This window comes from Streptomyces sp. NPDC059668 (assembly GCF_042734135.1).
Classification (GTDB): Bacteria; Actinomycetota; Actinomycetes; order Streptomycetales; family Streptomycetaceae; genus Streptomyces.
Genome location: NZ_JBHWEL010000036.1, coordinates 31,439 through 55,584, shown reverse-complemented (window position 1 = coordinate 55,584; position 24,146 = coordinate 31,439). Strand labels below are relative to the sequence as shown.

Sequence of the window (24,146 nt, the reverse complement as noted above, 5' to 3'; positions counted from 1 at the left end):
ACCGCCGCGACGCCGGGGTCACCCGCGCCGGGGCGAGGGCCGAGCCCGGCGTTCACCCCTTGCGCGGCAGGGTCGCACGCGCATCCGACGAGGGTTCGCGCCGTGGCGGAATCGTGCGGATCCGTCGCCTCCGCACGACGCGGGGACCGGGATGATCCCGGGCCCCGCCGCCCTGTGTGTCCGTCAGGTTTCGGGCACCCCGTTCCTTTTGCCAAGGGTTAACTCCCACCTCTTGACGGCTCGCTGACGGCGTTCTCAAGATGTTCCTCATCGCGCAACCCATAGTGCAATGCGCAACAGCAGAGGAGCTTGTCGTGCCACACGAGGTCCGTGCCGTAGTCGCTGTCAAGAAGGGCGCACCGGTCGAGGTGCGGACCGTCGTCGTCCCCGACCCGGGCCCCGGTGAGGTGCTCGTCGACGTCCAGGCCTGCGGTGTCTGCCACACGGATCTGCACTACCGGGAGGGCGCGATCACCGACGACTTCCCCTTCCTGCTCGGCCATGAGGCGGCCGGCACGATCGAGGCGGTCGGAGAGGGCGTCACCGACCTCGTCCCCGGCGACTACGTCGTCCTCGCCTGGCGGGCACCCTGCGGAACCTGTCGCTCCTGTCGCCGTGGCCGCCCCTGGTACTGCTTCGACTCCCGCAACGCCGCCCAGCCCCTGACACTCCTCGACGGCACTCCGCTCAGCAACGCCCTCGGTATCGGTGCCTTCGCCGAGAAGACCCTGGTGGCGGCCGGGCAGGCGGTGAAGGTCGACCCGGCCGCCCGCCCGGAGGCGGCGGGCCTGATCGGCTGCGGCGTGATGGCCGGATACGGAGCCGCGGTCAACACCGGCAACGTGGGCCGCGGTGACACCGTCGCCGTCATCGGGTGCGGCGGTGTCGGCAACGCGGCGATCGCCGGCGCCTGTCTCAACGGCGCCATGAAGGTCATCGCGGTCGACATCGACGACAAGAAGCTCGACCAGGCGGAGAAGTTCGGCGCGACCCACACGGTGAACTCGCGCGGCACGGACCCGGTCGAGGCCGTGCGGGCCCTCACGGACGGTTTCGGAGTCGACATCGCCATCGACGCGGTGGGCCTCCCGGAGACGTACAGACAGGCGTTCTACATGCGCGACCACGCCGGTGTGCTCGTCCAGGTGGGCGTCCCCGACCCGGAGATGAGGATCGACCTTCCGCTGATCGACCTGTTCTCCCGCGGCGGCGCGCTCAAGTCGTCCTGGTACGGGGACTGTCTGCCGAGCCGGGACTTCCCGTACCTCATCGACCAGTACCTGTACGGCCTGCTGGACCTCAACGCGTTCGTCTCCGAGACCATCGCGCTCGACCAGGTGGAGGAGGCGTTCGCGAAGATGCGGCGCGGTGATGTGCTGCGCTCGGTGGTGGTCCTGTGAACGCCGGGACCACCGAGGTCCTCGCACCGGACGGCACGACCCGCCGCCTCTCCCGTGGCCGGCCCGCACCCGCCGCCTAGGCCACGCCCGCCCCTGGTCCACGCGCCCGCTCCATCAGGGCGCCCCGGCCCGCACCCCCAGCGCGTTCGTTCCCCACCCCGGCAAGGAGGGGCATGTCCAGCACACCCACCACCCGTCCCCGTGTCGTCGTCATCGGCGCCGGCATCGTCGGCTGCTCCCTCGCCGACGAGCTGACCGCCCGCGGCTGGACCGACGTCACCGTTCTCGAACAGGGGCCGCTGTCCGCCCCGGGCGGCTCCACCTCGCACGCGCCGGGCCTGGTGTTCCAGACCAGCCCGTCCAGGACCCTCACCGCGTTCGCCCGCTACACCGTGGAGAAGTTCTCCTCCCTCGGCGTCGACGGCGTGCCGTGTTTCGACCAGGTCGGCGGCCTGGAGCTCGCGACCACACCCCAGCGCCTCGCCGACCTGCACCGCAGGGCCGGTTACGCCGCCGCCTGGGGTGTCCGCGGCGAGATCGTCAGTGCGGCGCGCTGCCGGGAACTGTGGCCGCTCATCGACCGGTCGGCGGTGCTCGGGGGCTTCCACACCCCCGACGACGGTCTGGCCCGCGCACTGCTCGCGGCCCGCGCCCAGACCGAGCGTGCCACCGCGCGAGGCGCGCGCTTCCTGGACCGGCACACGGTCGTCGGCATCGAGCGGGCGGAGGGCAGGGTCACCGCCGTCGTCACCGACCGCGGCATTTTCCCCGCCGACCACGTCGTCTCGGCGGCCGGATTCTGGGGACCGGTGATCGGACGGATGGCCGGGGTCGACGTACCCCTGCAGCCGCTCGCCCACCAGTACGCGAAGACCAGGCGGCTTCCCGAGCTGGCCGGCGCCACCGCCGAGGCGTCGAGGCCCATCCTCCGTTTCCAGGACCGCGACCTCTACTTCCGCGAGCACACCGACCGCCTCGGTATCGGCAGCTACGCCCACCGGCCGCTGCCGGTCGACCCGTTCGCCGTCCTCCGCTACGACGAGGCGCGCGCGCACGACATGCCGATGCCGTCCTCGTACCCGTTCACCGAGGAGGACTGGGCGCCGAGCTGGGAGGACTGCCGCCGGCTGCTGCCCGCCCTGCGCGACACGGAGATCGAGGAGGGCTTCAACGGCGTCTTCTCCTTCACCCCGGACGGCATGCCCGTGCTCGGCGAGTCGCGCGCGCTGCGCGGCTTCTGGCTGGCCGAGGCCGTCTGGGTCACCCACTCCGCGGGGGTGGCGAAGGCCGTCGCCGAGTGGATGGTCGACGGTCGCGCCTCCCTCGACCTGCACGAATGCGACCTCACACGCTTCGAGGACGCGCAGCGCTCACCGTCGTACGTCCGTGAGCGCGGTGCGCGGCAGTTCGTCGAGGTGTACGACGTCCTGCACCCGCTCCAGCCGATGGAGGAACCCCGTCCCCTGCGGGTCAGCCCGTTCCACGCGAGGCAACGGGAGCTCGGCGCGTACTTCCTCGAGGGCGGCGGCTGGGAGCGCCCGCACTGGTACGAGGCGAACGCCCCGCTGCTGGAGGGCCTGGAGCTCCCGGAGCGGGACGCCTGGTCGTCGCGTTTCTGGTCGCCGATCGCGGCGGCCGAGGCGAAGGCGACGCGCGAAGGGGTCGCGCTGTACGACATGACCCCGCTGCGCCGTCTCGAAGTCACCGGCGCCGGTGCCCTCGACTTCCTCCAGCGCATGACCAGCAACAACCTCCGCAAGAAGCCCGGCGCGATCACCTACACCCTGCTCCTCGACGGGACGGGCGGCATTCGCTCCGACCTCACCGTCGCGCGGCTCGCCCCCGCCCGCTTCCAGGTGGGCGCCAACTCCCCCGCCGACCTGGACTGGCTGGCCCGGCACGCCCCCGACGACGTGCACATCCGGGACATCACCTCCGGCACCTGCTGCGTCGGTGTCTGGGGCCCGCTCGCCAGGGACCTCGTCCAGCCGCTGACCCGCGACGACTTCTCGCACGAGGGCTTCGGCTACTTCCGCGCGAAGGAGACGTACCTGGGGCACGTCCCGGTGACCGCGATGCGCCTGTCGTACGTGGGTGAGCTGGGCTGGGAGCTGTACACCACCGCCGATCTGGGGCTCAGGCTCTGGGACACCCTGTGGGAGGCGGGCCGGCCGCTCGGCGTGGTCGCGGCCGGCCGGTCGGCCTTCAACAGTCTCCGGCTGGAGAAGGGTTACCGCGCCTGGGGCACCGACATGACCGACGAGCACAACCCGTTCGAGGCGGGCGTCGGCTTCGCGGTCCGTATGGACAAGGACGGTTTCGTCGGCCAGGAGGCGTTGCAGGGCCTCGCGGCGGCGGCGCCGGCCCGCAGGCTGACCCCCCTGCTCCTGGACGACCCGGCGTCCGTCGTGCTCGGCAAGGAGCCCGTCCACGTCGAGGGCGCCCCGGCGGGGTACGTGACCAGCGCCTCGTACGGCTACACGCTGGGCCGTTGTGTCGCCTACGCCTGGCTGCCGGTGCTCGCCGCCGGCACGGGCGTGCACATCGAGTACTTCGGCGAGAAGATCCCGGCCACCGTCGCCGACGAACCGCTCTTCGACCCGAAGATGACCCGCATCCGCCGCTGAGAAGCCCGCGCACGTCCCCACCCGCCCAGGAGGTCCCCGTGTCCCCCACCTACGACGTGATCGTGATCGGTCTCGGCGGCATGGGCAGCGCCGCCGCCCATCATCTGTCGGCACGCGGCGCCCGCGTGCTCGGCCTGGAGAAGTTCGGCCCGGTCCACAACCGCGGCTCCAGCCACGGCGGTTCGCGCATCACCCGGCAGTCCTACTTCGAGGACCCGGCGTACGTACCCCTGCTGCTGCGCTCGTACGAGCTGTACGAGGAGCTGGAGCGGGCGACGGGCCGGGAGATCGCCACCCTCTGCGGCGGTGTGATGATCGGCCGTCCCGACTCGCGGACGGTCGCGGGTTCGCTGCTCTCCGCCGAGCGGTGGGACCTGCCCCACGAGATGCTGGACGCCCCGGAGATCCGCCGTCGCTTCCCGACCCTGGACCCGGACGACGACGAGGTCGCGCTGTACGAGGCACGGGCCGGGCTGGTCCGCCCCGAGAACACCGTCGCGGCGCACCTCCAGCTCGCCACCCGGCAGGGGGCCGACCTGCACTTCGAGGAACCGATGACGCGCTGGGAGCCCTACCGGGACGGGGTGCGTGTCCACACCGCCGAGAACACCTACACCGCGGGCCGTCTGGTGATCTGCCCGGGCGCCTGGGCGCCGCGGCTGCTGACCGACCTCGGGGTGCCGTTCACCATCGAGCGGCAGGTCATGTACTGGTTCCAGCCCAGGGGCGGGGTCCGGCCGTTCCTGCCCGAAGAACATCCCGTCTACATCTGGGAGGACGCCGCCGGGGTCCAGGTGTACGGCTTCCCTTCCATCGACGGGCCGGAGCTCGGCGCCAAGGTCGCCTTCTTCCGCAAGGGCGTCGTGACCACCCCGGAGACCATCGACCGGACGGTCCACGAGGACGAGATCCGGGCCATGGCGGACCACATGTCCCGCTGCATCCCCGACCTGCCCGGCACCTTTCTCAAGGCCGCCACCTGCATGTACTCCAACACCCCCGACGAGCACTTCGTCATCGCCCCCCATCCGGCGCACCCGGAGACCGTGACCGTGGCCTGCGGGTTCTCCGGGCACGGCTTCAAGTTCGTGCCGGTCGTCGGTGAGATCCTCGCCGACCTCGCGCTGACCGGCACCACCGATCACCCGATCGGGTTGTTCGACCCCCACCGCCTCGCCGCCGCGCCCGCCTGAGGAGTACGCACGTGACGACGATCCCCGTCTCCCGCTCCCCGCTCTCGCCGAGCCTGATCGCCACCCTGCCCGGCCGCTACTACACCGACCCGGAGATCTTCCGGCAGGAACAGGAGTCCCTGTTCGAGTCGATGTGGTTCTGTGCCGTCCGCTCCGCGGATCTCGCGCGGCCCGGCGCCTTCCGTACCGTGCAGATCGGCCGGGAGAGCGTGCTGATCACCCGCTCACGCACGGGTGACCTGCGGGCCTTCCTGAACGTCTGCCGGCATCGCGGGGCCCGGCTGTGCACGCAGGAGTCGGGCGAGGTCCGCCGCAATCTCCAGTGCCCGTACCACGCCTGGACCTACGGCCTCGATGGGAGGCTGGTCGCCGCGCCGAACCTGGTGAAGATGCCGGACGTCGACCGCGTCGCGTACGGCCTGATCGGGGTGGCGCTGCGCGAGTGGCTCGGCTACGCCTGGGTGTGCCTGGCAGACGAGCCGCCCTCCTTCGAGGAGACGGTGCTGGGCGCGGCCGTGGAGCGGCTGGGCGACGCGGCGGCGATCGAGCACTACGGCACCGAGAAGCTGGCACTCGGCAGGCGCGTCAGGTACGACGTGAAGGCGAACTGGAAACTGATCGTCGAGAACTTCATGGAGTGCTACCACTGCGCCACGATCCACCCCGAGCTCACCGACGTGCTCCCGGAGTTCGCCGAGGGCTACGCCGCCCAGTACTACGTCGGGCACGGCGCCGAGTTCGGCGAGGACGTCCGGGGGTTCACGGTCGACGGCAGCGAGGGCTTCGGCCGGCTGCCGGACGTCGCGGACGACCAGGACCGCCGCTACTACGCGATCACGGTGAAACCGACGGTCTTCATCAATCTGGTCCCGGACCATGTCATCCTGCACCGCATGTTCCCGCTCGCCGAGGACCGCACGGTCGTCGAGTGCGACTGGCTCTACGCGCCGGAGGTCGTGGAGTCCGGCGCCGACGTGTCCCGGTCGGTCGAGCTCTTCCACCGGGTGAACGAACAGGATTTCGAGGCCTGCGAGCGTACGCAGCCGGCGATGACGTCGCGGGCGTACCGGAACGGTGGTGTCCTGGTGCCCACCGAGCATCACATCGGGATCTTCCACGAGTGGCTGATCCGGCGATTGGGAGGTCCCCGTGCCTGACCTGTTCATCGACGGTACGTGGCGGGGCGCTCTCGACGAGCGCACCCGCGAGATCCGCTGCCCCGCCGACGGCTCCCTGGTCGGGGTCGTCGACGAGGCGGGCGGCAAGGACACGGTCGAGGCGATCGCCGCCGCGCGCCGTGCCTTCGACGAGGGTCCGTGGCCCTCGACCCCGGCGGCGGACCGCGGCGACCTGCTGCTGCGCGTCGCCGACCTCCTCGTACGGGACAAGGACGCGCTCGCCCGCGCCGAGTCGCTCGACACCGGCAAACGGCTCGTCGAGAGCGAGTACGACATCGACGACATCGCGAACTGCTTCCGCTACTTCGGCCGGGCCGCCTCGGCCGAGACGGGCCGGGTCGTGGACACGGGCACGGCGAGCGTCGACAGCCGGGTCGTGTACGAGCCCGTCGGGGTCTGCGCGCTGATCACGCCCTGGAACTATCCGTTGCTGCAGACGGCCTGGAAGGTCGCGCCGGCGCTCGCAGCGGGCAACACCTTCGTGCTCAAGCCGAGCGAGCTCACCCCGCACACGGCGATCCATCTGATGCGGCTCCTCGAGGAGGCCGGGCTGCCGGCCGGAGCGGCCAACCTCGTGCTGGGCGCGGGACCCGAGGCCGGCGCGCCGCTCGCCGACCATCCGGACGTGGACCTCGTCTCCTTCACCGGTGGCCTGCACACGGGTCGGCGGCTGATGGCCGCGGCGGCCGGGACGGTGAAGAAGGTCGCCCTGGAACTCGGCGGCAAGAACCCCAACATCGTCTTCGCCGACGCCGACTTCGAGACCGCGGTCGACCTGGCGCTGACCGCGGTCTTCCTGCACTCCGGGCAGGTCTGCTCGGCCGGGGCCCGGCTGCTGGTCGAGGACCCGCTGCACGACCGGTTCGTCGACGAGCTCGTGCGGCGCGCCGAGCTGATCCGGCTCGGCGGACCGTTCGACGAGCAGGCGCAGACCGGGCCGCTGGTCTCGGCGGCGCACCGCGCCAAGGTCGAGGCGTACGTCGAGCGCGGTGTCGCGGAGGGCGCGGTGCTGCGCTGTGGCGGCAGGCGTCCCGAGGGGCTCGACGAGGGGTTCTACTATCTGCCGACCGTGCTGGACGAGTGCACGGGCGACATGTCCGTGGTCCAGGACGAGTCCTTCGGTCCGGTGCTGACGGTGGAACGCTTCCGCGACGAGGCGGACGCCGTACGGCTCGCCAACGACACCGTCTACGGCCTGGCGGGCGCCGTGTTCACCACCGACGAGGCCAAGGCGCGGCGGGTCGCGGCGCGGCTGCGGCTCGGGACGGTCTGGATCAACGACTACCACCCCTATGTGCCGCAGGCCGAATGGGGTGGCTTCAAGCAGTCCGGCTTCGGACGCGAACTCGGTCCGGCCGGCCTCGCCGAGTACCGCGAGGCGAAGCACATCTGGCGCAACACCGATCCGTCCCCGCAGGGCTGGTTCGCGTGATCCCCGGTGCTTTCCTGACGGCCTCCTGAGCCCCTCCCGACTCCCCCACCCAACCGCTGCCCTCCGATCCGCGATCCCCGCCCCCAATCCCCTGTTCCCTGTCCCCGATTTCCTGTCCGCCCGCTGCCACCCCCCGACTCCACCCGCACGAGCCGCGCCCCTCTCCCCGATCCAGGAGGCCGCTCATGACCACCCGTCCACCGACCACCGACCAGAACGACGACGCCGAACTCTCCGAGTTCGGCTACAAGCCGGAACTCAAGCGCACCCTCGGCAACTTCCACACCTTCGCCGCGGGCATCAGCTACATCTCCATCCTCACCGGCACCTTCCAGCTCTTCTACTTCGGCTACGGCAGTGGCGGTCCCGCCTACTGGTGGTCCTGGCCGATGGTGTTCATAGGCCAGTTCATGGTCGCGCTCTGCTTCGCCGAACTCGCCGCCCGGTATCCGGTGGCCGGGTCCGTCTACAACTGGTCGAAGAAGGTGGGCAATCCACACATAGGCTGGCTCGCGGGCTGGATGATGCTGCTCGCGTCCATCGTGTCGATCGCGGCCGTCGCGCTCGCCTATCAGCTGACGCTTCCGCAGATCTCCTCCACCTTCCAGTTCGTGGGCGACGGCACGGGCAAGTACGACGTCGCCACCAACGCGGTCCTGCTCGCCGCCGTACTGATCCTGTTCACCACCCTCGTCAACGCCTTCGGCGTGAAGCTGATGGCGACCATCAACACCGCGGGCGTCTTCATCGAGCTGATCGCCACCGTCGTGCTGATCATCCTGTTCGCGGTGCACATCACCCGCGGCCCCCAGGTGGTGATGGACACCCAGGGCACCGGGAACGGGCAGTCGTTCGGCTATCTCGGCGCGTTCCTGGTGGCCTCGCTGGCGTCCGCCTACGTGATGTACGGGTTCGACACGGCCTCGTCGCTCGGTGAGGAGTGTCTCGACCCGTCACGGAACGCGCCGCGCGCCATCATCCGGGCCATCGTCGCCTCCTTCGTCCTCGGCGGTCTCGTGCTGCTCCTCGCGCTGATGAGCGTGTCCAGCCTGAAGGGCGAGAAGCTCTCCACGGACGGGCTGCAGTTCATCGTCCTCGACGTGCTCGGCCCGACGGCCGGCAAGGCGATGCTGTGGTGCGTGCTGATCGCGGTCACGGTGTGCGCGCTGGCCGTGCACACGGCGGCGGTCCGGCTGGCCTTCGCGATGGCCCGCGACAACAACCTGCCCGCCTCCTCCAAGCTGGCCAAGGTCAACGCGCGGTTCCGGACACCGGTGCTGCCGACCGTGATCATCGGGCTCCTCGCGCTGGCGATCCTGGTGGTCAACATCCGTCAGCCGCAGATCTTCACCGTGGTCACCAGCATCGGCATCATCATGATCTACCTGGCGTACCTGATGGTCACCGCACCCATGCTGGTCGCCCGGCTGCGCGGCAGGTGGCGGCCGGCGGGCGACGGCAAGTTCTCGCTGGGGCGCTGGGGGCTGCTCGTCAACATCGTCGCCGTCATCTGGGGCGCGGCCATGACGGTCAACCTCATCTGGCCGCGTTCCGCGGTCTACAACGCGGCCGCCCCGTACCACTGGTACCTGCGCTGGGGCGCCGTCCTGTTCGTCGCCGTCGTCGCGGGCGGCGGCTTCGCCTACTACTGGTTCGTGCAACGGCACCGCACCGGGGTGCTGGCCGAGCACCAGCTCCGGTCCGACGCCTCCGCCGCCTCTCCCCTGATCGCCCCCGCCGCCGAGTGAGGACCGGCGGACAACCGGCCGGCAAGCAACCCGAGGAGGTCAACTCTCCATGACTGTCGATGAGTTCGACTATGTAGTGGTCGGCGGCGGTACGGCGGGCAACGTGGTGGCGGCCCGGCTCTCCGAGAACCCCGCCGTCACCGTGTGCGTGCTGGAGGCGGGGCCCAGCGACGTCGGCGACGACGACGTCCTGAAACTGGAACGCTGGATGGGACTGCTGGAGTCCGGCTACGACTGGGACTACCCGGTCGAACCGCAGGCCAGCGGCAACAGCTTCATGCGGCACGCGAGGGCCAAGGTGCTCGGAGGCTGCTCCTCGCACAACTCCTGCATCGCCTTCTGGGCCCCCGCCGAGGACCTGGACGACTGGGCCGCCGCGGGCTGTACGGGGTGGAGCGCCGCCGAACTCTTCCCCCTCTACCGGCGTTTGGAGTCCAACGACGCTCCCGGTGACCACCACGGACGCACCGGCCCGGTGAAACTGCGCACGCTGAAGGGCGAGGACCCCTGCGGCAGCGCGCTGCTGGAGGCGTGCGCGCAGGCGGGCATACCGGTCACGGCCTTCAACACCGGGACGACCGTGGTGCGCGGGGCCAACTGGTTCCAGATCAACTCCGACGAGAACAACGTCCGCCAGTCCTCGTCGGTCGCGTATCTGCACCCGGTCATGGGCAAGCGGCCGAACCTCTCGGTACGGACGGGGGTGCGCGCCAAGAAGCTCGTCCTGGAGGGGCGGCGGTGCGTGGGCGCCGAGTACCTGGACCCGGACCTGATCCACACGAGGACGGTGCGCGCCCGGCGCGAGGTGATCGTGTCCTGCGGGTCCATCGACTCGCCGAAGCTGCTGATGCTTTCGGGGATCGGGCCGGCGGCGCATCTGCGCGAGGTCGGTGTCGACGTCGTGGTGGACTCGGCGGGTGTCGGTGAGAACCTCCAGGACCATCCCGAGGGCGTCATCATGTGGGAGGCCCGGCAGCCGATGACCACCACGTCCAGCCAGTGGTGGGAGGCGGGCATCTTCTACGACACCGAACCGGGCCTGGACCGGCCGGACCTGATGTACCACTACGGCTCGGTGCCGTTCGACATGAACACCGCCCGGCACGGATTCCCCACGACCGAGAACGCCTTCTGCCTCACCCCGAACGTCACCCGCGCGAAGTCACGCGGCACGGTGCGGCTGCGCACCCGCGACTACCGGGACAAGCCGAGGGTCGATCCGCGCTACTTCACCCACGAGCACGACGTGCGCGTGATGACGTACGGGCTGAAGCTGGCCCGGCGGATCGCGTCGCAGCCCGCGCTGAGCGGCTGGGCGGGGGCCGAACTGGCCCCCGGCCCGGACATCCGGACGGACGACGAACTGCTCGACTACATCCACAAGACCCACAACACCGTCTACCACCCGTCCTGCACCGTGAAGATGGGCGCGGACGACGATCCCTCGGCCCCGCTCGACGCGCGGCTGCGGGTCAAGGGGGTCGAGGGTCTGCGGGTCGCGGACGGCTCGGTGATGCCGGATCTCATCTCCGTCAACCCCTGCGTCACGACGATGATGATCGGCGAGAAGTGCGCGGACCTGGTGAAGGAGGACGGGTAGCCGCGCGGGGTGCGGGGCGCCCGGCACCTCCGTCCTAAGGGGCGGCCGGCGCCGGGCGCTTGAACATCCGCGTCGCCGTGATCTCCGTGTGCACGGCCTCCCCGGCGGGGGCCTCACGCGGCAGTCCCGGCCGGAGGTGTTCCTCCACGCTGATGTACTTGAGCCCGGCGCGCAGGTCGGCGTCGTTGCGCAGCCGGATCACGAGGGGGAACTCGGCGAGCGCGGTCGTGTCGAACAGGCCCGTGGTGTAGAGGAGTTGGACACCGAGCGCGTCCGAGACGGCCCTCTGAAGCTCCAGCAGGTACGTCGCGTTGGCGCGCCCGATGGGGTTGTCGAGGAAGAGTGTGCCGGCGTGCCGGTGCTTGTCGCGGCCCCGGTCGTTGCTGCGCAGCGCGGCCATCGTGCAGTACAGCGCGATGGCGGCGGTCAGCAACTGCCCGCCGGAGAACACGTCACCCATCTGCCCGACGGGAACACGCTCGGCGCGCAGCACGGCGTCCGGCTTCAGGATCTCCACCGCGACGCCCTTGGGCCGGAGCGCCGCGCCGACACCCCTGAGCAGCAGCGACATGCCGTCGCGGCGCATGTCGGAGTTCTTCTTGACCGCCGCGCGGGTGGCCTCGTCGACGACCTCGCCGAGCCGTTCGGTCAGCGTGGCCTGGTCGGGCTCCTCGAAGCGGATCCGCAGGAACTCCTGTCCGGACCACTCGCCGAGCCCCTCGGGCAGCCGGGACAGCCGCTGGGCGGAGCGCAGTGTGGCGAGGGAGGACTCCACGAGCCCGCGCAGCCGGTCGACGATCGAGTCGCGGTTGCGCTCCAGCTGCTCCAACTCGTCGGTGAGGACCCGCAGTCGGGGTGCGAACGCGTCCGCCCACCGCTGGGCGTGCTCGGGCAGCGCGGAGGCCGGCAGCTCGCGGATCTGCTGCCTGGCCGGGGTGCGCACCTGCTCGTAGCGCGTGGAGTTGGCGTGCCGTACGAGGACGTCGCCGGCCTCGCGGACGGCGCCCTCGGCGGCGGAGAGGTCGGCGGCGCAGCCGCGCAGGGAACGGCGGGTCTCCGCGGCGGCGTGCCGGGCCTCTTCGAGAGTGCCGGGGTAGGGCTCCTGCTCCTCCTGCTCCTCGTCGGAGTGCTCGCGCAACAGGTCCCGCAGGAGGGCTGCCGTCTCGTCGAAGCCGCCGGCGGCGTCCTCCGCGGTGCGGTGGGCGTCGAGCAGTTCGGCGTGGGCCGCCCGGGCTTGGTTCAACGCCTCGGCGCGGGAGGCGAGTTCACCGGTGGCCGTGCGCAGCAGGGTCTGCGCGTGCTCGGCGTCGCGCGGGACCAGTTCCTCCGACAGCTCGGTGTGGGCCCCGCCGTCCTCCGGCGCGTGCCGCTCGGCCTCGCCGCGCAGCCGCCCGAGCTGCTCGCTCGCGGTCGACATCCGGGTCTCCAGCAGCTGTACGAGTTCCTCGGCCCGCGCGGCGGCGGCCTGCCGGGACGGCCCGTCGGACCCGTCCGGAGACTCCAGCAGCTGCGCGGCGCGGGTGCGCACCTTGTTGCTGAGCCGGTCCAGCTCGGCCAGCGCCGCGCCCTCGTCGCTCTCGGCCCGCGACTGCTCGGCCCGCAGGTCGGCGCCGACGCCGACCTTCTCGTACAGCTGCGACGCGGCCCGGTAGGCCTCGCGCAGGGCGGGCAGCGACGACTTCGGCGCGTCGGGCGCGTCCTGCGGTACGTCGTCGGGGGCGCCGGCGATCTCCGCGCGCTCGGCGCGCAGCGCGCGGGCCGTGCGGCGGGCGTCGTCGGCGGCGCGCTGGGTGGCGCGGCGGTCCTCGTCGGCGGCTCGGGCGCGCTCCAGGCAGGCCTGGGCCCGGGCCTCCGACTCCGTCGCCTCGTCGGCGAGTTCGCGCAGCTTCACCTGCCAGCCGGCGCGTTCGCGCAGCCGGAAGGCGAGGCCCGCGAGCGCGTCGGCGGCACGCCGGGCGCGCTGGGCGGTGTCCTGGCGTTCGTCACGTACGAGTGCGGCCTCGGCGGCGGTCTCGTCGGCCTCGGCCCGCACCGTACGCGCCTCGGCGAGTTCGGCCTCGGTCTCCTCGGCGAAGGCGCGGGTCTCCCGGGCGGCCGCGGCCAGCTCGACGAGGCGGCCGGCCGGGCATCCCGTGCGCCAGGACGCGAGCCGCGCCGCCAGTTCCCGGTCCTTGGCGAGCCGGCCGGCCAGGACGCGGATCTCCTCGTCCCGGCCGGTGGCGCGGGCACGCAGGGTCTGCCGTTCTTCGTCGGCGGCGTGCTCGTCGTGCATGGCCGGGTTCGGGGGGACGAGGAACACCCCGCCGTCTCCCGCGTCGGCGGCCGGGGTCGGGGCGAGCAGCGCGGCGGCGGTGCCGACGGCGACGGCGGAGCGGGGCAGCAGCGCCGCCTCGGTGAGCGCCTCGCGGGCCCGTGCGTGGGTGTCCGGGTCCGTGATGATCACGCCGTCGACGAGTTCCGGACGGGCGGCGAGCACCCGCGCGTGGTCGACCGGGTCGACGGCCTGGGCGAGATAGCGCCAGCCGGGCAGCGCCGGGATGCCGTGCTCGCCGAGGTACTCGACCGTGGCCAGCACGTCCGGGCCGGGCGGCAGCAGTCCGCCGTCGCCGAGGGCGCCGAGGATGCGCGCGTCGTCGGCCGCGGCGGTCCGCAGTTCGAAGAGCTGGCGTTCGGCGGCGGAGACACCGTCGTCGAGGAGCGCCCGCAGCTCGTCGGCGTAGTGGTCCAACTCCTCAGGGGTGAGGGCGCCTTCGGCGGCGGACCAGGGTTCGGTGGAGGTGTCGGCGCCGACTCCGCCGTGGTCGCCGGAGTGCCCGGTGCGCCCGGCCGTGTCGTCGCCCGCGCCCGCCGGCCGGCCCGGACGGCCGGTCATCGCGCCGGCGGAGTCCGCGCCGGTCCGGGGCAGCGGCACCCCGCCGCGTGCCCTGGCTCCGGCGCTCGGCAGGCTGAGCAGCTCGGCGAGCCGCTCCTCGCCCGCCAGTCCTTCCGCGGTTCGGCGCTCCCCGTCGTACGCGCGCTCGGCCGCCGTCGCCGCGTCCGCCGCGCGGGCGGCCGTCAGTTCGGCGCGGGACTCGGCGGACGCCGCCTCCTTGGCGTGTTCCGTGGCCCGTCGCGAGGCCTCGCGGGCGGTGTCCCAGGCCGCGACGGCGGTCTTCTCGGCGTCGCTGGCGGCGAGCGCGGCGCGGGCCGGGTCGGCGTCGGGGGCGGTGTCGTCGAGCCAGCCCGCGCGGACCGCCTCGGCGGTCTCCTGTTCGACCTCGCTGAGCCGCTGGCGGAGGTGTCCGATCTCGCTGCGGGCGCGCTGGGCGGCGGTGGCCGCGGCCGTCGAGTCGGCGTACGCGGTCTCGCCGAGCTCCTGCAGCCCGGCGGAGCGCTCCTCCTCCTCGTTGGCGAGCGCCTCGGCGCCCTCGGCGGCGCGCTGGAGGGCGCGGACGAGGTCGACGGCGGCCCGGGCACGGGCGGCGAGCGCGGGTGCCGCGTCCCGCTCGGCCTCGAGGATCGCGGCGGCCACGCGCGCGGAGCGGTCGGCGGCGGCCCGGTGGCGCAGGACGAGCTCGGCGGCCTGCCAGGAGGCGTGCAGCGTGCGCGCGTCGGCGAGCTCGCGCTTCTGCGCGGCCGCCGACTTCTCGGCTCCGGCGAGCGCCAACGAGGCGTGCCGGTAAGCGAGTTCCGCGGCGATCAGCGCGCTGCGCTCGCGGGCGCCCTCCGCGTGGGTGACGGCGTACGCGGCGGCGGTGACGCGCTGTGCGAGCTCTCCGGCGCGCACCCGCTCCCGCACACCCCGTGCGGACAGGCGCCGGGCGAGGGTGCGGGTGCGCCGCTCGGCGGCCGCGTGGATGTCACGTGCGCGGGAGCGGGCGTCGGCGGCCTCGACGATGCGTCCGAGCAGGTCCGCGGAGCCGGCCGTGAAATCCCGCTCGGCGATCAGCTCGGAGCGCCGCCCCAGCTTGTTGCCGAAGCCGCCGACGAGGTCGGCGAGGCCGTCCGTGTCACGGGTGTCGGTGACCGCGCGGAGCAGCAGGTCGGTGAAGTCGGAGTCCTTCTTGACGGCGAAGAGACCGGCGGCCTCGCCTTCGTCGGCGTTCATCTCCCGCTGGTAGCGGAAGAGTTCGGGGTCGAGGCCGAGGTCGCCGAGGTGCTCGTTCCAGCGGTCGTGGATCTCCTCCCAGTGCACCTCCAGGTGCGGGTAGGCCTTGCCCGCCTCGGTGATGGCGTCCCGGAAGCCCTTCATGGTGCGGCGCCGGCCCTGCGCGCCGGACGCTCCCTCGACGGACGGGCGGACGGTGGTCGCCTCGGCGACGGGCAGACTGTCCAGGCTCAGGCCCGGTCCGGGCCGGAAGGAGTACCAGGCCTCGGCGAACTTCCGCGGGTCGTTGGAGACCTGCCGCCCGCGCCACTCGCTGGCCTTGCCGACGACGACGCACTCGCCGGTCAGGGTGTGCTGCCACTCCAGCGCGACATGGCCGCAGTCGTCGGCGAGCAGGAACTTGCGCAGCACACCGGAGCTGGCACCGCCCAGGGTGTTGCGGTGCCCCGGCAGCATCACCGAGAAGATCAGCTTGAGCAGTACGGACTTGCCGCCGCCGTTCTCCAGGAAGAGCACGCCCGCGGGCGCGGGCCGACGCGGCGGTCCGACGGGCTCGTCCTCGAAGAACTCCGCCTGGATGGGCGCGGGGTCGGGCACGGGCTCGCCGACACCCCGCAGGTCCAGCACGGTGTCGGCGTAGCGCGCACCGGCCGGCCCGATGGAGTAGAGGCGGACCCGGGACAGCTCGTACATGGCGGCGGACTCTCGTCGTCGGACTTCGGATACGTAGGGAGGTTCTTCGGATACGCGGGGGTCAGGAGTGGAACGGCAGTCCGGCGCCGGCCACCGGCTCCAGGTCGTCACCGTCCTCGGCGGGCAGCAGGCTCGCGGTGCCGTCGGTCACCGGGACGACGCCCAGCTCCAGCAGCTCGGCCATCGCGGCACTGCCCGCCATGTCCCGGACCTGGAGCTGGTAGCGGGCGGTCGTGCGGTACGTGCCGCCCGCGTCGTCGCCGGTGCGCTGGAGGAAGCCGGAGTCGGTGAGGAACGCGACGGCCTTGCCGACGATGCCGGTGGTCGAGCCGGCCAGTCTTCGCGCGTCCTTGGTGGCGCCGGTGGCACTGCGCCGCGCCCAGATCCGCCAGGCCGCCTCGAGGCCCGGGGCCTCGGTCGCCGGATCGGTGTTCTCGCCGAGCTCCTCGGCACGCTCCTCCAGGCGGCGGCAGGCCTGCCGTACGAACGCGTCGACGCCGTTGACCGAGACGCGCCCGATGTATCCGTCGTCGGCCAGGTCCTCCGGGCGCGGGAAGGCCAGGGCGGCCACGGCGAGGTGGGCGAGGCCGTGCAGGAAGCGGTCCACCGAGTCGGCGGACGTACGGCGTGCGTAGTCGCCCATGCGGACGGCGAAGACGGAGTCCTCGGCGGCGGTGACCGCCATCCCCGCGCGTGCGGACACCTCCAGGACGACCAGGCCGAGCCCGGCGGCCACGGCGTCGGCGAGGCGCGCGAAGGGCGGGTCCTCGCGGTAGCGCCGCAGCAGCTCCGCGTACTCCTGGTCGCGCGCGGGCTGCAGCTTGGGCTGGAGCCCGAAGGCGACGAGCCGCGCGGCGTCGGCGGCGTCGGCGGGCGTGACGGGGGCGTTCGCCGGCGCGGCGACGACGTCCGGCTCGCTCCACTCGACGTGCTGCTCGGTCACGGCAGGGGCTCCTTGTTCAGAGGTACGGGGGTGGGGGCGCCCCGGTGCGGGACGCGGCGGGCCGTGCGGCCGGCCACGACCGGCCGGCGGGCCGTGCGCGGCCCGCCGCTCCCCGGCGCTTGCGGCGAGGCGTTCACTTCCGGTCCGCCGCCATCCCCGCCGCGTCCAGCAGGGCCATCCCGACGATGAGATCGGCACCGCCGAACTCCGGATCGTCCAGTTCGGTCCCGTCGTCCACGGCGAACAGGAGCTTCTCCTCGCCCTGCCGGTAGGCGGTACCGACCGGCGGACTGGCCGCGTGGACGGCCAACAGAGCGACCAGGTAGGGCAGTTCGGGATCGCGCCGGCGTGCCTCCGCCAGCAGCCCGGACAGCCGCCGCGGCGCGTCGGCGGGCAGGTCGAGCAGTTCCATGGCGCTCGCGAGCTGCTCCTCGCTGAAGCGGCTGTCGTCCGGCGTGGCGATCAGGTCCGGCTCGGGCATCTCGGCGCCGAGGTGCTCCCGCTCCACGGGCGGGGTCAGCAGGAGGTCGACGAGATCACCGACACGCACGGAGACAGGGGTGCGCAGACCCGTTCCGCGCGCGAAGAAGGCGTCGGTCACGCGCCGCGCCCGCTCGACGGGCAGCGGCAGCAGGGGGGCGACGAGATGGCCGTAGAGGTCGATGCCGGCGGTCGTCATGGGGGTCGCGAAGGCCTGTCGGTCCTGCTCGGCGCGGAACAGGGGGCCGGCCTCCAGGAGCCGGGACTGCAGCTGGGTGTGCCGGCGGATGCAGTCCTTGACGATGTCGACGAGCTCCGCGGCGCGGCGCTTCTGCTCGGGGTCCTCGGACTCGTCGCGGGCCTTGCGGATGTTGGTGAGGATCGCGTTCTCGTGGCGGTAGCGGTCCGCGACGTGGTCGAGGGCCTCGGCGATCATGTCGGGCACGGCCTGGAGCCAGTCGACGGCCCGCACGTTGCGCCGGGTGGCGTCGAGGGCCCTGCGGAGCGTCTCCGCGTACTGCACGGTCCGGTAGCGGGCCTGTTCGGCGGCGAGCTGGGCGTCGGCGAGCCGGCCGCGGCTGATCAGCACCTCCAGCTTGACCTCGGCGGCGATCTGCGCGCTGGTCACGTCGGTGTCGAGGGCGCCGACGAGGACGTTGACCGCCTCGTCCGTCGTCCGGAGGTAGACGGTGCCCCCGTAGCCGGGGACCTCCTCGATCAGCTTGAAGTCGTAGTCGCGGCGCACATAGGAGCCGTCGGGCGCGAACGTGCCGTACACGGCCCGGAAGCCGCGGTCGACGCTGCCGACGTTGATCAGGTTCTCCAGGACCCAGCGGGCCACCCGCTCGTGCTCGGCGACGGGGCGACGGGGTGCCTGCGCGGCGATGCGCGGCATGAGCCGGGCCACTATCTGATCGTGGTCGGCTCCGGTGTCGAAGTCCATGTTCAGGGTGACGAGGTCGATGGCGGCGAGCGCCACCTCGGCCATCCCGTAGAGCGTGTACTCACCCGCGAGATTCGCCTTGCGCACGTCCAGGTCGTGCAGCGGCGCGGTGCAGGCGAGCGCGCGCAGCCGCCGCGCCAGGCCCTCGTCGGCGGCCGGGCCCGGAGCGGGGCGCGGCGCCGCGCTGAGCTGGGGCGGAACGCGGTCCGTCGATGCAGGCGAAGTCACGGTGCACAGACTAGGTCCTCGGTCCGACAACGGTCGAAACGGCGCAGAAGCGACCGCCCGTCACCACGTGCGCGGCGCGACCGCCCCCGCCGTGCGCCGACGGGCCGCCCGCGCCTCAGTCGATGCCCTGCGCGCCGTCCGCCACCCGCCGCGCGTAGACCTCCACGACCCTTTCGAGCGAGTCGTCGAGATAGACCGCGAGCAGGCGTTCGGCCTCGTCGCGGTCGCCGGCCCGGAGCGTCCCGAGGATCTCACGGTTGCGGGCGAGGTACGGCTCGTGCAGCCGCCGCGGGTCGTCCACCACGTGGAAGGCGAGCCGCAGTTCGGCGAAGACGCTGCGCATCACCTCGTCGGTGCGGGAGCTCCCGGCGAGCGCGACCAGCTCCCGGTGGAAGTGGATGTTGGCCGTACCCACCGCTTTCCAGTCACCTTCGCGCGCGGCCCGCTGCCCCTCCTCGACGGCGCGGGCGAGGTCGTCGAGGGCGTACGGCGGCTCGCCCAGCCCCCGGACCACGGCGCACTCGACGAGGGTGCGGGTGCGGTAGATGTCCTCGACGTCCTCGACCGTCAGCACCCGCACGAAGACCCCGCGGTTGAGCTCGTGGACGAGCAGCCGTTCGTGCGTGAGCAGCCGGAACGCCTCGCGCAGTGTGTTGCGCGACACACCGAGCGCCCCGCCGATGCTGTCCTCGGACAGTCGCGTCCCGGGCAGGAAGTACCCCTCGGCGACCCGGCTCCTGAGGATGTCGGCCACCCGCTCGGCGGTGCTGGTGCGGCCCAGCAGGGCGCGGTCGTCGGCCAGTCCGGTCAGCTCTGCCATGCCCGGAATTCAATCGCAGATACAGGAACGAAACAACACGGGTATTGAAGGATCGTTCAACGATCCTCTACCTTGGCGGTCAGACGGCGCGGCACCGGACGCATCGCCCGAACCCGGCGCCCGTCCCCTTCCGCACGCACGGCACGGCTCAGTCCCCACGCACCCTCCGTCCCTCATTGCGAGGTGCCCATGAGCACGACCCCTCCCTCCCAGGCCCTGACCGCCGACACCCTTCCGGGCCCCGGTGAACCCGGCTCCCCGGAAGGCGCGTTCGCCTGGCTGCGCGCCCTCGGCCCGCGTGGCCGCCGGGCCTTCGCCGGCGCGTTCGGCGGCTACGCCCTCGACTCGTACGACTACTTCACCCTGCCGCTGAGCATGGTCGCGCTGGCGGCGTACTTCGGTCTGGACAGCGGCCAGACCGGCCTGTTCACCACCGTCACCCTGGTCGTCTCGGCGGTCGGCGGCGCGATCGCCGGTGTGGTCGCGGACCGGATCGGGCGCGTCAAGGCACTCATGATCACCGTGATCACGTACGCCGTGTTCACCGTGGCCTGCGGATTCGCGCCCAACTACGAGACGCTGCTGGTCTTCCGCGCCCTTCAGGGCCTCGGGTTCGGCGGGGAGTGGGCGGTCGGCGCGATCCTGGTCGCCGAGTACGCGAGCCCGAAACACCGGGGCCGTACCCTCGGCGCGATCCAGAGCTCCTGGGCCGTCGGCTGGGGGCTGGCGGTGCTCGTCTACACCCTCGTCTTCCAGTTCCTCGGCGACGACCTCGCCTGGCGCGTGATGTTCTGGACCGGCGCGCTGCCCGCGCTGCTGGTCGTCTGGGTGCGCCGCCGGGTACAGGACGCCCCCGGGGCCGCCGCCGAGCGCGAGAGGAGCGCGGACAAGGGCTCGTTCACGGCGATCTTCAAGCCGGCCACGGCCGACGCCCCCGGACTGCTGCGCACCACGTTCTTCGCGGTACTGCTCTCCACCGGAGTCCAGGGCGGCTACTACACGCTGGCCACCTGGGTACCCACGTACCTGAAGACGGAGCGGGGTCTGTCCGTGGTCGGCACCGGCAGTTACCTCACGTTCCTGATCTCCGGGGCCTTCATCGGCTACCTCACCGGCGGGTACCTCACCGACAGGCTGGGCCGCAAGCGGAACATCCTGCTCTTCGCGATCCTCTCCGCGGTCTGCGTCCTCGTCTACGCCAACCTCCCGAGCGGCGCCAACACGCTTCTCCTCGTGCTCGGTTTCCCGCTCGGCTTCTGCATGTCGGCGATCTTCAGCGGCTTCGGGTCGTTCCTCAGCGAGCTGTACCCGTCGGCGGTGCGCGGCACCGGGCAGGGCTTCACCTACAACACCGGGCGCGCCGTGGGTGCCGTCTTCCCCACCGTGGTCGGCTTCCTGGCCGACAGCTGGGGCGTCGGCGGCGCCCTGGTCTTCGGCGCGATCGGCTACGCGCTCGCCGCCCTGGCGCTGATCGGCCTCCCCGAGACCCGTGGAAAGGAACTCCTGTGACGTCCGCGGCCTCCCTGTCGTCGTCCCTGTCCTCCCCCGCCTCCCCGCCCTCCCTGTCGTCCCCCGCCTCCACGGCCTCCCGGCCGGCCCCGGCCCCTCCGTCCGCCCCGGTCTCCGCGGCTGCCGCGAACCCGGCAACCGCCGTACCTCCCCGGGCCTTCGCGCAACGCGAGTTCCAGGAGCGCCCGTTGCACCCGCTCGGCGAGCACGCCCGCACCTGGACCCCCAAAAGGGCCCGGGCCAGGTTCCGTTCGGGTGTGTCGGGTCCGACGGCCGGGATCGCCGCCGGACACACCCAGGCCAACCTGATCTCGGTGCCCGCCGACTGGGCCTACGACATGCTGCTGTTCTGCCAGCGCAACCCGGGGCCCTGCCCGGTCCTCGACGTCACCGACGCCGGGTCCTGGACCACCCCGCTCGCCGAGGGCGCGGATCTGCGCACCGATCTCCCGCGCTACCGGGTGTGGGAGCACGGCGAGTTGGTGGACGAGCCCACGGACGTCGTCGACCGCTGGCGCGGCGATCTGGTCTCGTTCCTGATCGGGTGCAGTTTCACCTTCGAGTGGGCGCTCACCGGGGCGGGCGTCCCGCTGCGCCACATCGAACAGGGCCGCAACGTCTCCATGTACGTGACCGCGCGCCCGTGCCGGCCGGCCGGGCGGCTGCACGGCCCCATGGTGGTGTCGATGCGTCCGGTCCCGCCCGAGCACCTGGCCGCGGCGATCCGGGAGAGCGCCCTCATGCCCGCGGTGCACGGCAGCCCCGTGCACTGCGGGGAACCCTCGGGGCTGGGCATCCGCAGCCTCGCGCACCCCGACTTCGGTGACGCGGTGGACGCCGAACCGGACGACATCCCGGTGTTCTGGGCCTGCGGAGTGACTCCGCAGGCGGTCGTGATGGCCTCCCGCCCACCGTTCGCGATCACCCACGCGCCCGGGCAGATGTTCCTCACCGACGCCCGTGACGAGCAGTACCGCGTGGCCTGAAGCGGCCCGGAAAGGAGAGACTGCGCCTCATGACCCCGATCGATCTCAACGCCGACCTCGGCGAGGGCTTCGGCCGCTGGCGGCTGACCGACGACGAGCAGCTGCTGTCCGTCGTCACCAGCGCCAACGTGGCCTGCGGATTCCACGCCGGGGACGCGGTCACCATGCGGCGGGTGTGCGACCTGGCCGCCGAACGGGGCGTACGGATCGGCGCCCAGGTCTCCTACCGCGACCTGGCGGGCTTCGGACGACGCGCGATGGACGTGCCGCCCGACGAGCTGACGGCCGAAGTGGCCTACCAGATCGGCGCCCTGGAGGTCTTCGCGCGGGCGGCGGGCGCGCGGGTGGCGTACGTGAAACCGCACGGGGCGCTCTACAACCGCGTCGTGCGCGACGAGGAGCAGGCGGCGGCGGTCGTCGACGGCGTCCTGCTGGCGGGCGCCGCACTGCCCGTCCTCGGTCTGCCGTCCTCCCGCTTCCTGAAGCTGGCGGAGCGGGCCGGACTGCCCACCGTCACCGAGGCGTTCGCGGACCGCGCCTACACCGCGGAGGGCACCCTCGTCCCGCGCACCCGCGAGGGCGCGGTGATCACGGACGCCGAGGAGGTCGTCGAACGCTCGCTGGGTCTGGCCCGCTCCGGCACGGTGACGTCCCACACCGGGGAGCGCGTCCCGGTCCGCGCCCGCTCGCTCTGCCTGCACGGGGACACCCCGGGCGCGGTGGAACTGGCGCGCCGGGTCCGCGCGCGTCTGGAGTCCTCGGGCGTCCGTGTGGAGGCCTTCGTATGAGGGCCCTGCCGGTCGGCGAACACGCCCTGCTCGTCGAGGTGGCCTCCGGCGAGGCGGCCCAGGCCCTGCACGCCGAGCTGCTGCGCCGCCGCGCGGACGGTTCCCTGTCCGTCCGGGAGATCGTCCCGGCGGCCCGTACGGTCCTGCTGGACGGTCTGGACGACCCGGTGCGCCTGGCGTCACGGCTGCCCGCGTGGGACATCCGGCCACTGCCCGCGCGTGCCGGGGACGCGATCGAGATCCCCGTACGCTACGACGGTCCCGATCTGGCCGACGTGGCGGCGCGGTGGGGGGTGCCGGAGCACGAGGTGCCGGAGATCCACGCGGCGGCCGAGTTCCGTGTCGCCTTCTGCGGGTTCGCACCCGGGTTCGGCTACCTGACCGGACTGCCCTCCCGGTACGACGTGCCGCGCCGTGCGACGCCGCGCACCTCGGTCCCGGCGGGTTCCGTGGCCCTCGCGGGCCCGTACACGGGCGTCTACCCACGCTCGTCGCCGGGCGGCTGGCAGCTCATCGGCACGACCGACGCCGTGCTGTGGGACCACGCGCGCGTGCCGGCCGCGCTGCTCGCCCCGGGCGCCCGGGTCCGCTTCGTAGCGGCGGGGTGCTGATGACCGACCGGGCCCTGTCCGTCGTGCGCGCCGGGGTCCTGACCACCGTCCAGGACCGGGGGCGCCCCGGCCACGCGCACCTCGGTGTCCCCCGCTCCGGGGCGCTCGACACACCCGCGGCGGCGCTGGCCAACCGTCTCGTCGGCAACCCCGTCGAGGCGGCCGTCCTGGAGACCACCCTCGACGGCTGCGCCCTGCGCCCGCGTTCGGCGGTCACCGTGGCGGTCGCGGGCGCGCCCGGCCCGGTGACGGTGGACGGACGCCCGGCGCCCTGGGGCGCGCCGGTGCACGTACCCGCCGGGGCCCTGCTGGACGTCGGTACCCCCGGCGCGGGACTGCGCGCCTATGTGGCCGTGTCCGGCGGAATCGCCGTGGACCCGGTCCTCGGCAGCCGCTCCACGGACCTGCTCTCGGGCCTGGGCCCGCCGCCCCTCACGAACGGTACGGTGCTGCCCCTGGGGCGCCCCGGCGACGTCCCCGCGCGCGTGGACGTGGTTCCCCACCCGGGTCCGCCCGCCGAGCTCGTCCTGCGGGTGACACCGGGGCCGCGCGACGACTGGTTCACCGCCTCCGCCCTGCGCACCCTGGAGACGGGCGCCTACCGGGTGTCCTCGGCGAGCAACCGCATCGGGCTGCGTACGGAAGGGCCCTCACTGGAGAGGGCCGTTTTCGGCGAACTCCTGAGTGAGGGCATGGTCCTGGGCGCCGTGCAGGTGCCCCCCGACGGCCGGCCGGTGGTGTTCCTCGCCGACCATCCGACCACCGGGGGGTACCCGGTGGTCGCGGTGGTCCGTACGGCCGACCTCGCCGCGGCCGCTCAGGCGGTCGCGGGCACGCCGGTCCGTTTCCAGGTGGTGCGCCGGCGCTGAGGAGCCGGTGG

Annotated in this window: 16 protein-coding genes; 12 read left to right on the top strand and 4 right to left on the bottom strand. The window is 72.7% G+C overall.

Annotated features, from left to right (window positions below):
* Positions 1–314 precede the first annotated feature (314 nt).
* The 7 genes from ACFV2J_RS24580 to ACFV2J_RS24550 all read left to right on the top strand — a co-directional run bounded on the left by ACFV2J_RS24580 (position 315) and on the right by ACFV2J_RS24550 (position 11,178).
* Positions 315–1,400 carry an S-(hydroxymethyl)mycothiol dehydrogenase gene (locus ACFV2J_RS24580; protein WP_385084367.1) on the top strand — a complete coding sequence of 362 codons (1,086 nt, stop codon included), beginning with the start codon at positions 315–317 and terminating at the stop codon, positions 1,398–1,400.
* Positions 1,401–1,573: 173 nt separating this feature from the next.
* Complete coding sequence (locus ACFV2J_RS24575) at positions 1,574–4,027, top strand: FAD-dependent oxidoreductase (protein ID WP_385084369.1); 2,454 nt, start codon at positions 1,574–1,576, stop codon at positions 4,025–4,027.
* Positions 4,028–4,065: 38 nt separating this feature from the next.
* Complete coding sequence (gene solA, locus ACFV2J_RS24570; RefSeq protein WP_385084371.1) at positions 4,066–5,220, top strand: N-methyl-L-tryptophan oxidase; 1,155 nt, start codon at positions 4,066–4,068, stop codon at positions 5,218–5,220.
* An 11-nt stretch (positions 5,221–5,231) separates the two neighbouring features.
* The gene (locus ACFV2J_RS24565; protein WP_385084373.1) at positions 5,232–6,377 is read left to right on the top strand and encodes an aromatic ring-hydroxylating dioxygenase subunit alpha; all 1,146 of its coding nucleotides are present in this window, start codon (positions 5,232–5,234) and stop codon (positions 6,375–6,377) included.
* Positions 6,370–7,830, top strand: coding sequence for an aldehyde dehydrogenase family protein (locus ACFV2J_RS24560; RefSeq protein WP_385440574.1), 1,461 nt, complete (start codon positions 6,370–6,372; stop codon positions 7,828–7,830). Before ACFV2J_RS24565 ends, ACFV2J_RS24560 begins: the two co-directional genes overlap by 8 nt.
* Before the next feature lie 185 nt (positions 7,831–8,015).
* On the top strand, positions 8,016–9,578 hold the full coding sequence (locus tag ACFV2J_RS24555; protein ID WP_385084377.1) for an APC family permease: 1,563 nt from the start codon (positions 8,016–8,018) through the stop codon (positions 9,576–9,578).
* Between the two features lie 49 nt (positions 9,579–9,627).
* Entirely contained in the window at positions 9,628–11,178 is a 1,551-nt protein-coding gene (locus ACFV2J_RS24550; protein WP_385084378.1) for a GMC family oxidoreductase, read from the top strand.
* A gap of 34 nt (positions 11,179–11,212) precedes the next feature.
* Here ACFV2J_RS24550 and ACFV2J_RS24545 read toward each other — a convergent pair whose 3' ends face one another.
* The 4 genes from ACFV2J_RS24545 to ACFV2J_RS24530 all read right to left on the bottom strand — a co-directional run bounded on the left by ACFV2J_RS24545 (position 11,213) and on the right by ACFV2J_RS24530 (position 19,372).
* On the bottom strand, positions 11,213–15,958 hold the full coding sequence (locus tag ACFV2J_RS24545; RefSeq protein WP_385440569.1) for a hypothetical protein: 4,746 nt from the start codon (positions 15,956–15,958) through the stop codon (positions 11,213–11,215).
* A 61-nt stretch (positions 15,959–16,019) separates the two neighbouring features.
* A complete protein-coding gene (locus ACFV2J_RS24540) occupies positions 16,020–16,901 on the bottom strand; it encodes a hypothetical protein (RefSeq protein WP_385440567.1) in 882 nt (293 codons plus the stop codon).
* A 133-nt stretch (positions 16,902–17,034) separates the two neighbouring features.
* Positions 17,035–18,552, bottom strand: coding sequence for a hypothetical protein (locus ACFV2J_RS24535; protein ID WP_385440565.1), 1,518 nt, complete (start codon positions 18,550–18,552; stop codon positions 17,035–17,037).
* A gap of 115 nt (positions 18,553–18,667) precedes the next feature.
* Positions 18,668–19,372 carry a GntR family transcriptional regulator gene (locus tag ACFV2J_RS24530; protein WP_385082165.1) on the bottom strand — a complete coding sequence of 235 codons (705 nt, stop codon included), beginning with the start codon at positions 19,370–19,372 and terminating at the stop codon, positions 18,668–18,670.
* Positions 19,373–19,561: 189 nt separating this feature from the next.
* Here ACFV2J_RS24530 and ACFV2J_RS24525 point away from each other — a divergent pair, with 189 nt between their 5' ends.
* The 5 genes from ACFV2J_RS24525 to ACFV2J_RS24505 all read left to right on the top strand — a co-directional run bounded on the left by ACFV2J_RS24525 (position 19,562) and on the right by ACFV2J_RS24505 (position 24,135).
* Positions 19,562–20,881: an MFS transporter gene (locus ACFV2J_RS24525; protein ID WP_385082166.1), complete on the top strand. Its 1,320-nt coding sequence runs from the start codon at positions 19,562–19,564 to the stop codon at positions 20,879–20,881.
* A 188-nt stretch (positions 20,882–21,069) separates the two neighbouring features.
* Entirely contained in the window at positions 21,070–21,867 is a 798-nt protein-coding gene (locus ACFV2J_RS24520; protein ID WP_385082197.1) for a putative hydro-lyase, read from the top strand.
* A gap of 29 nt (positions 21,868–21,896) precedes the next feature.
* On the top strand, positions 21,897–22,655 hold the full coding sequence (locus ACFV2J_RS24515) for a LamB/YcsF family protein (protein ID WP_385082167.1): 759 nt from the start codon (positions 21,897–21,899) through the stop codon (positions 22,653–22,655).
* A complete protein-coding gene (locus tag ACFV2J_RS24510; protein WP_385082168.1) occupies positions 22,652–23,266 on the top strand; it encodes an allophanate hydrolase subunit 1 in 615 nt (204 codons plus the stop codon). Before ACFV2J_RS24515 ends, ACFV2J_RS24510 begins: the two co-directional genes overlap by 4 nt.
* A complete protein-coding gene (locus ACFV2J_RS24505) occupies positions 23,266–24,135 on the top strand; it encodes a biotin-dependent carboxyltransferase family protein (RefSeq protein WP_385440560.1) in 870 nt (289 codons plus the stop codon). Before ACFV2J_RS24510 ends, ACFV2J_RS24505 begins: the two co-directional genes overlap by 1 nt.
* Positions 24,136–24,146: the final 11 nt, after the last annotated feature.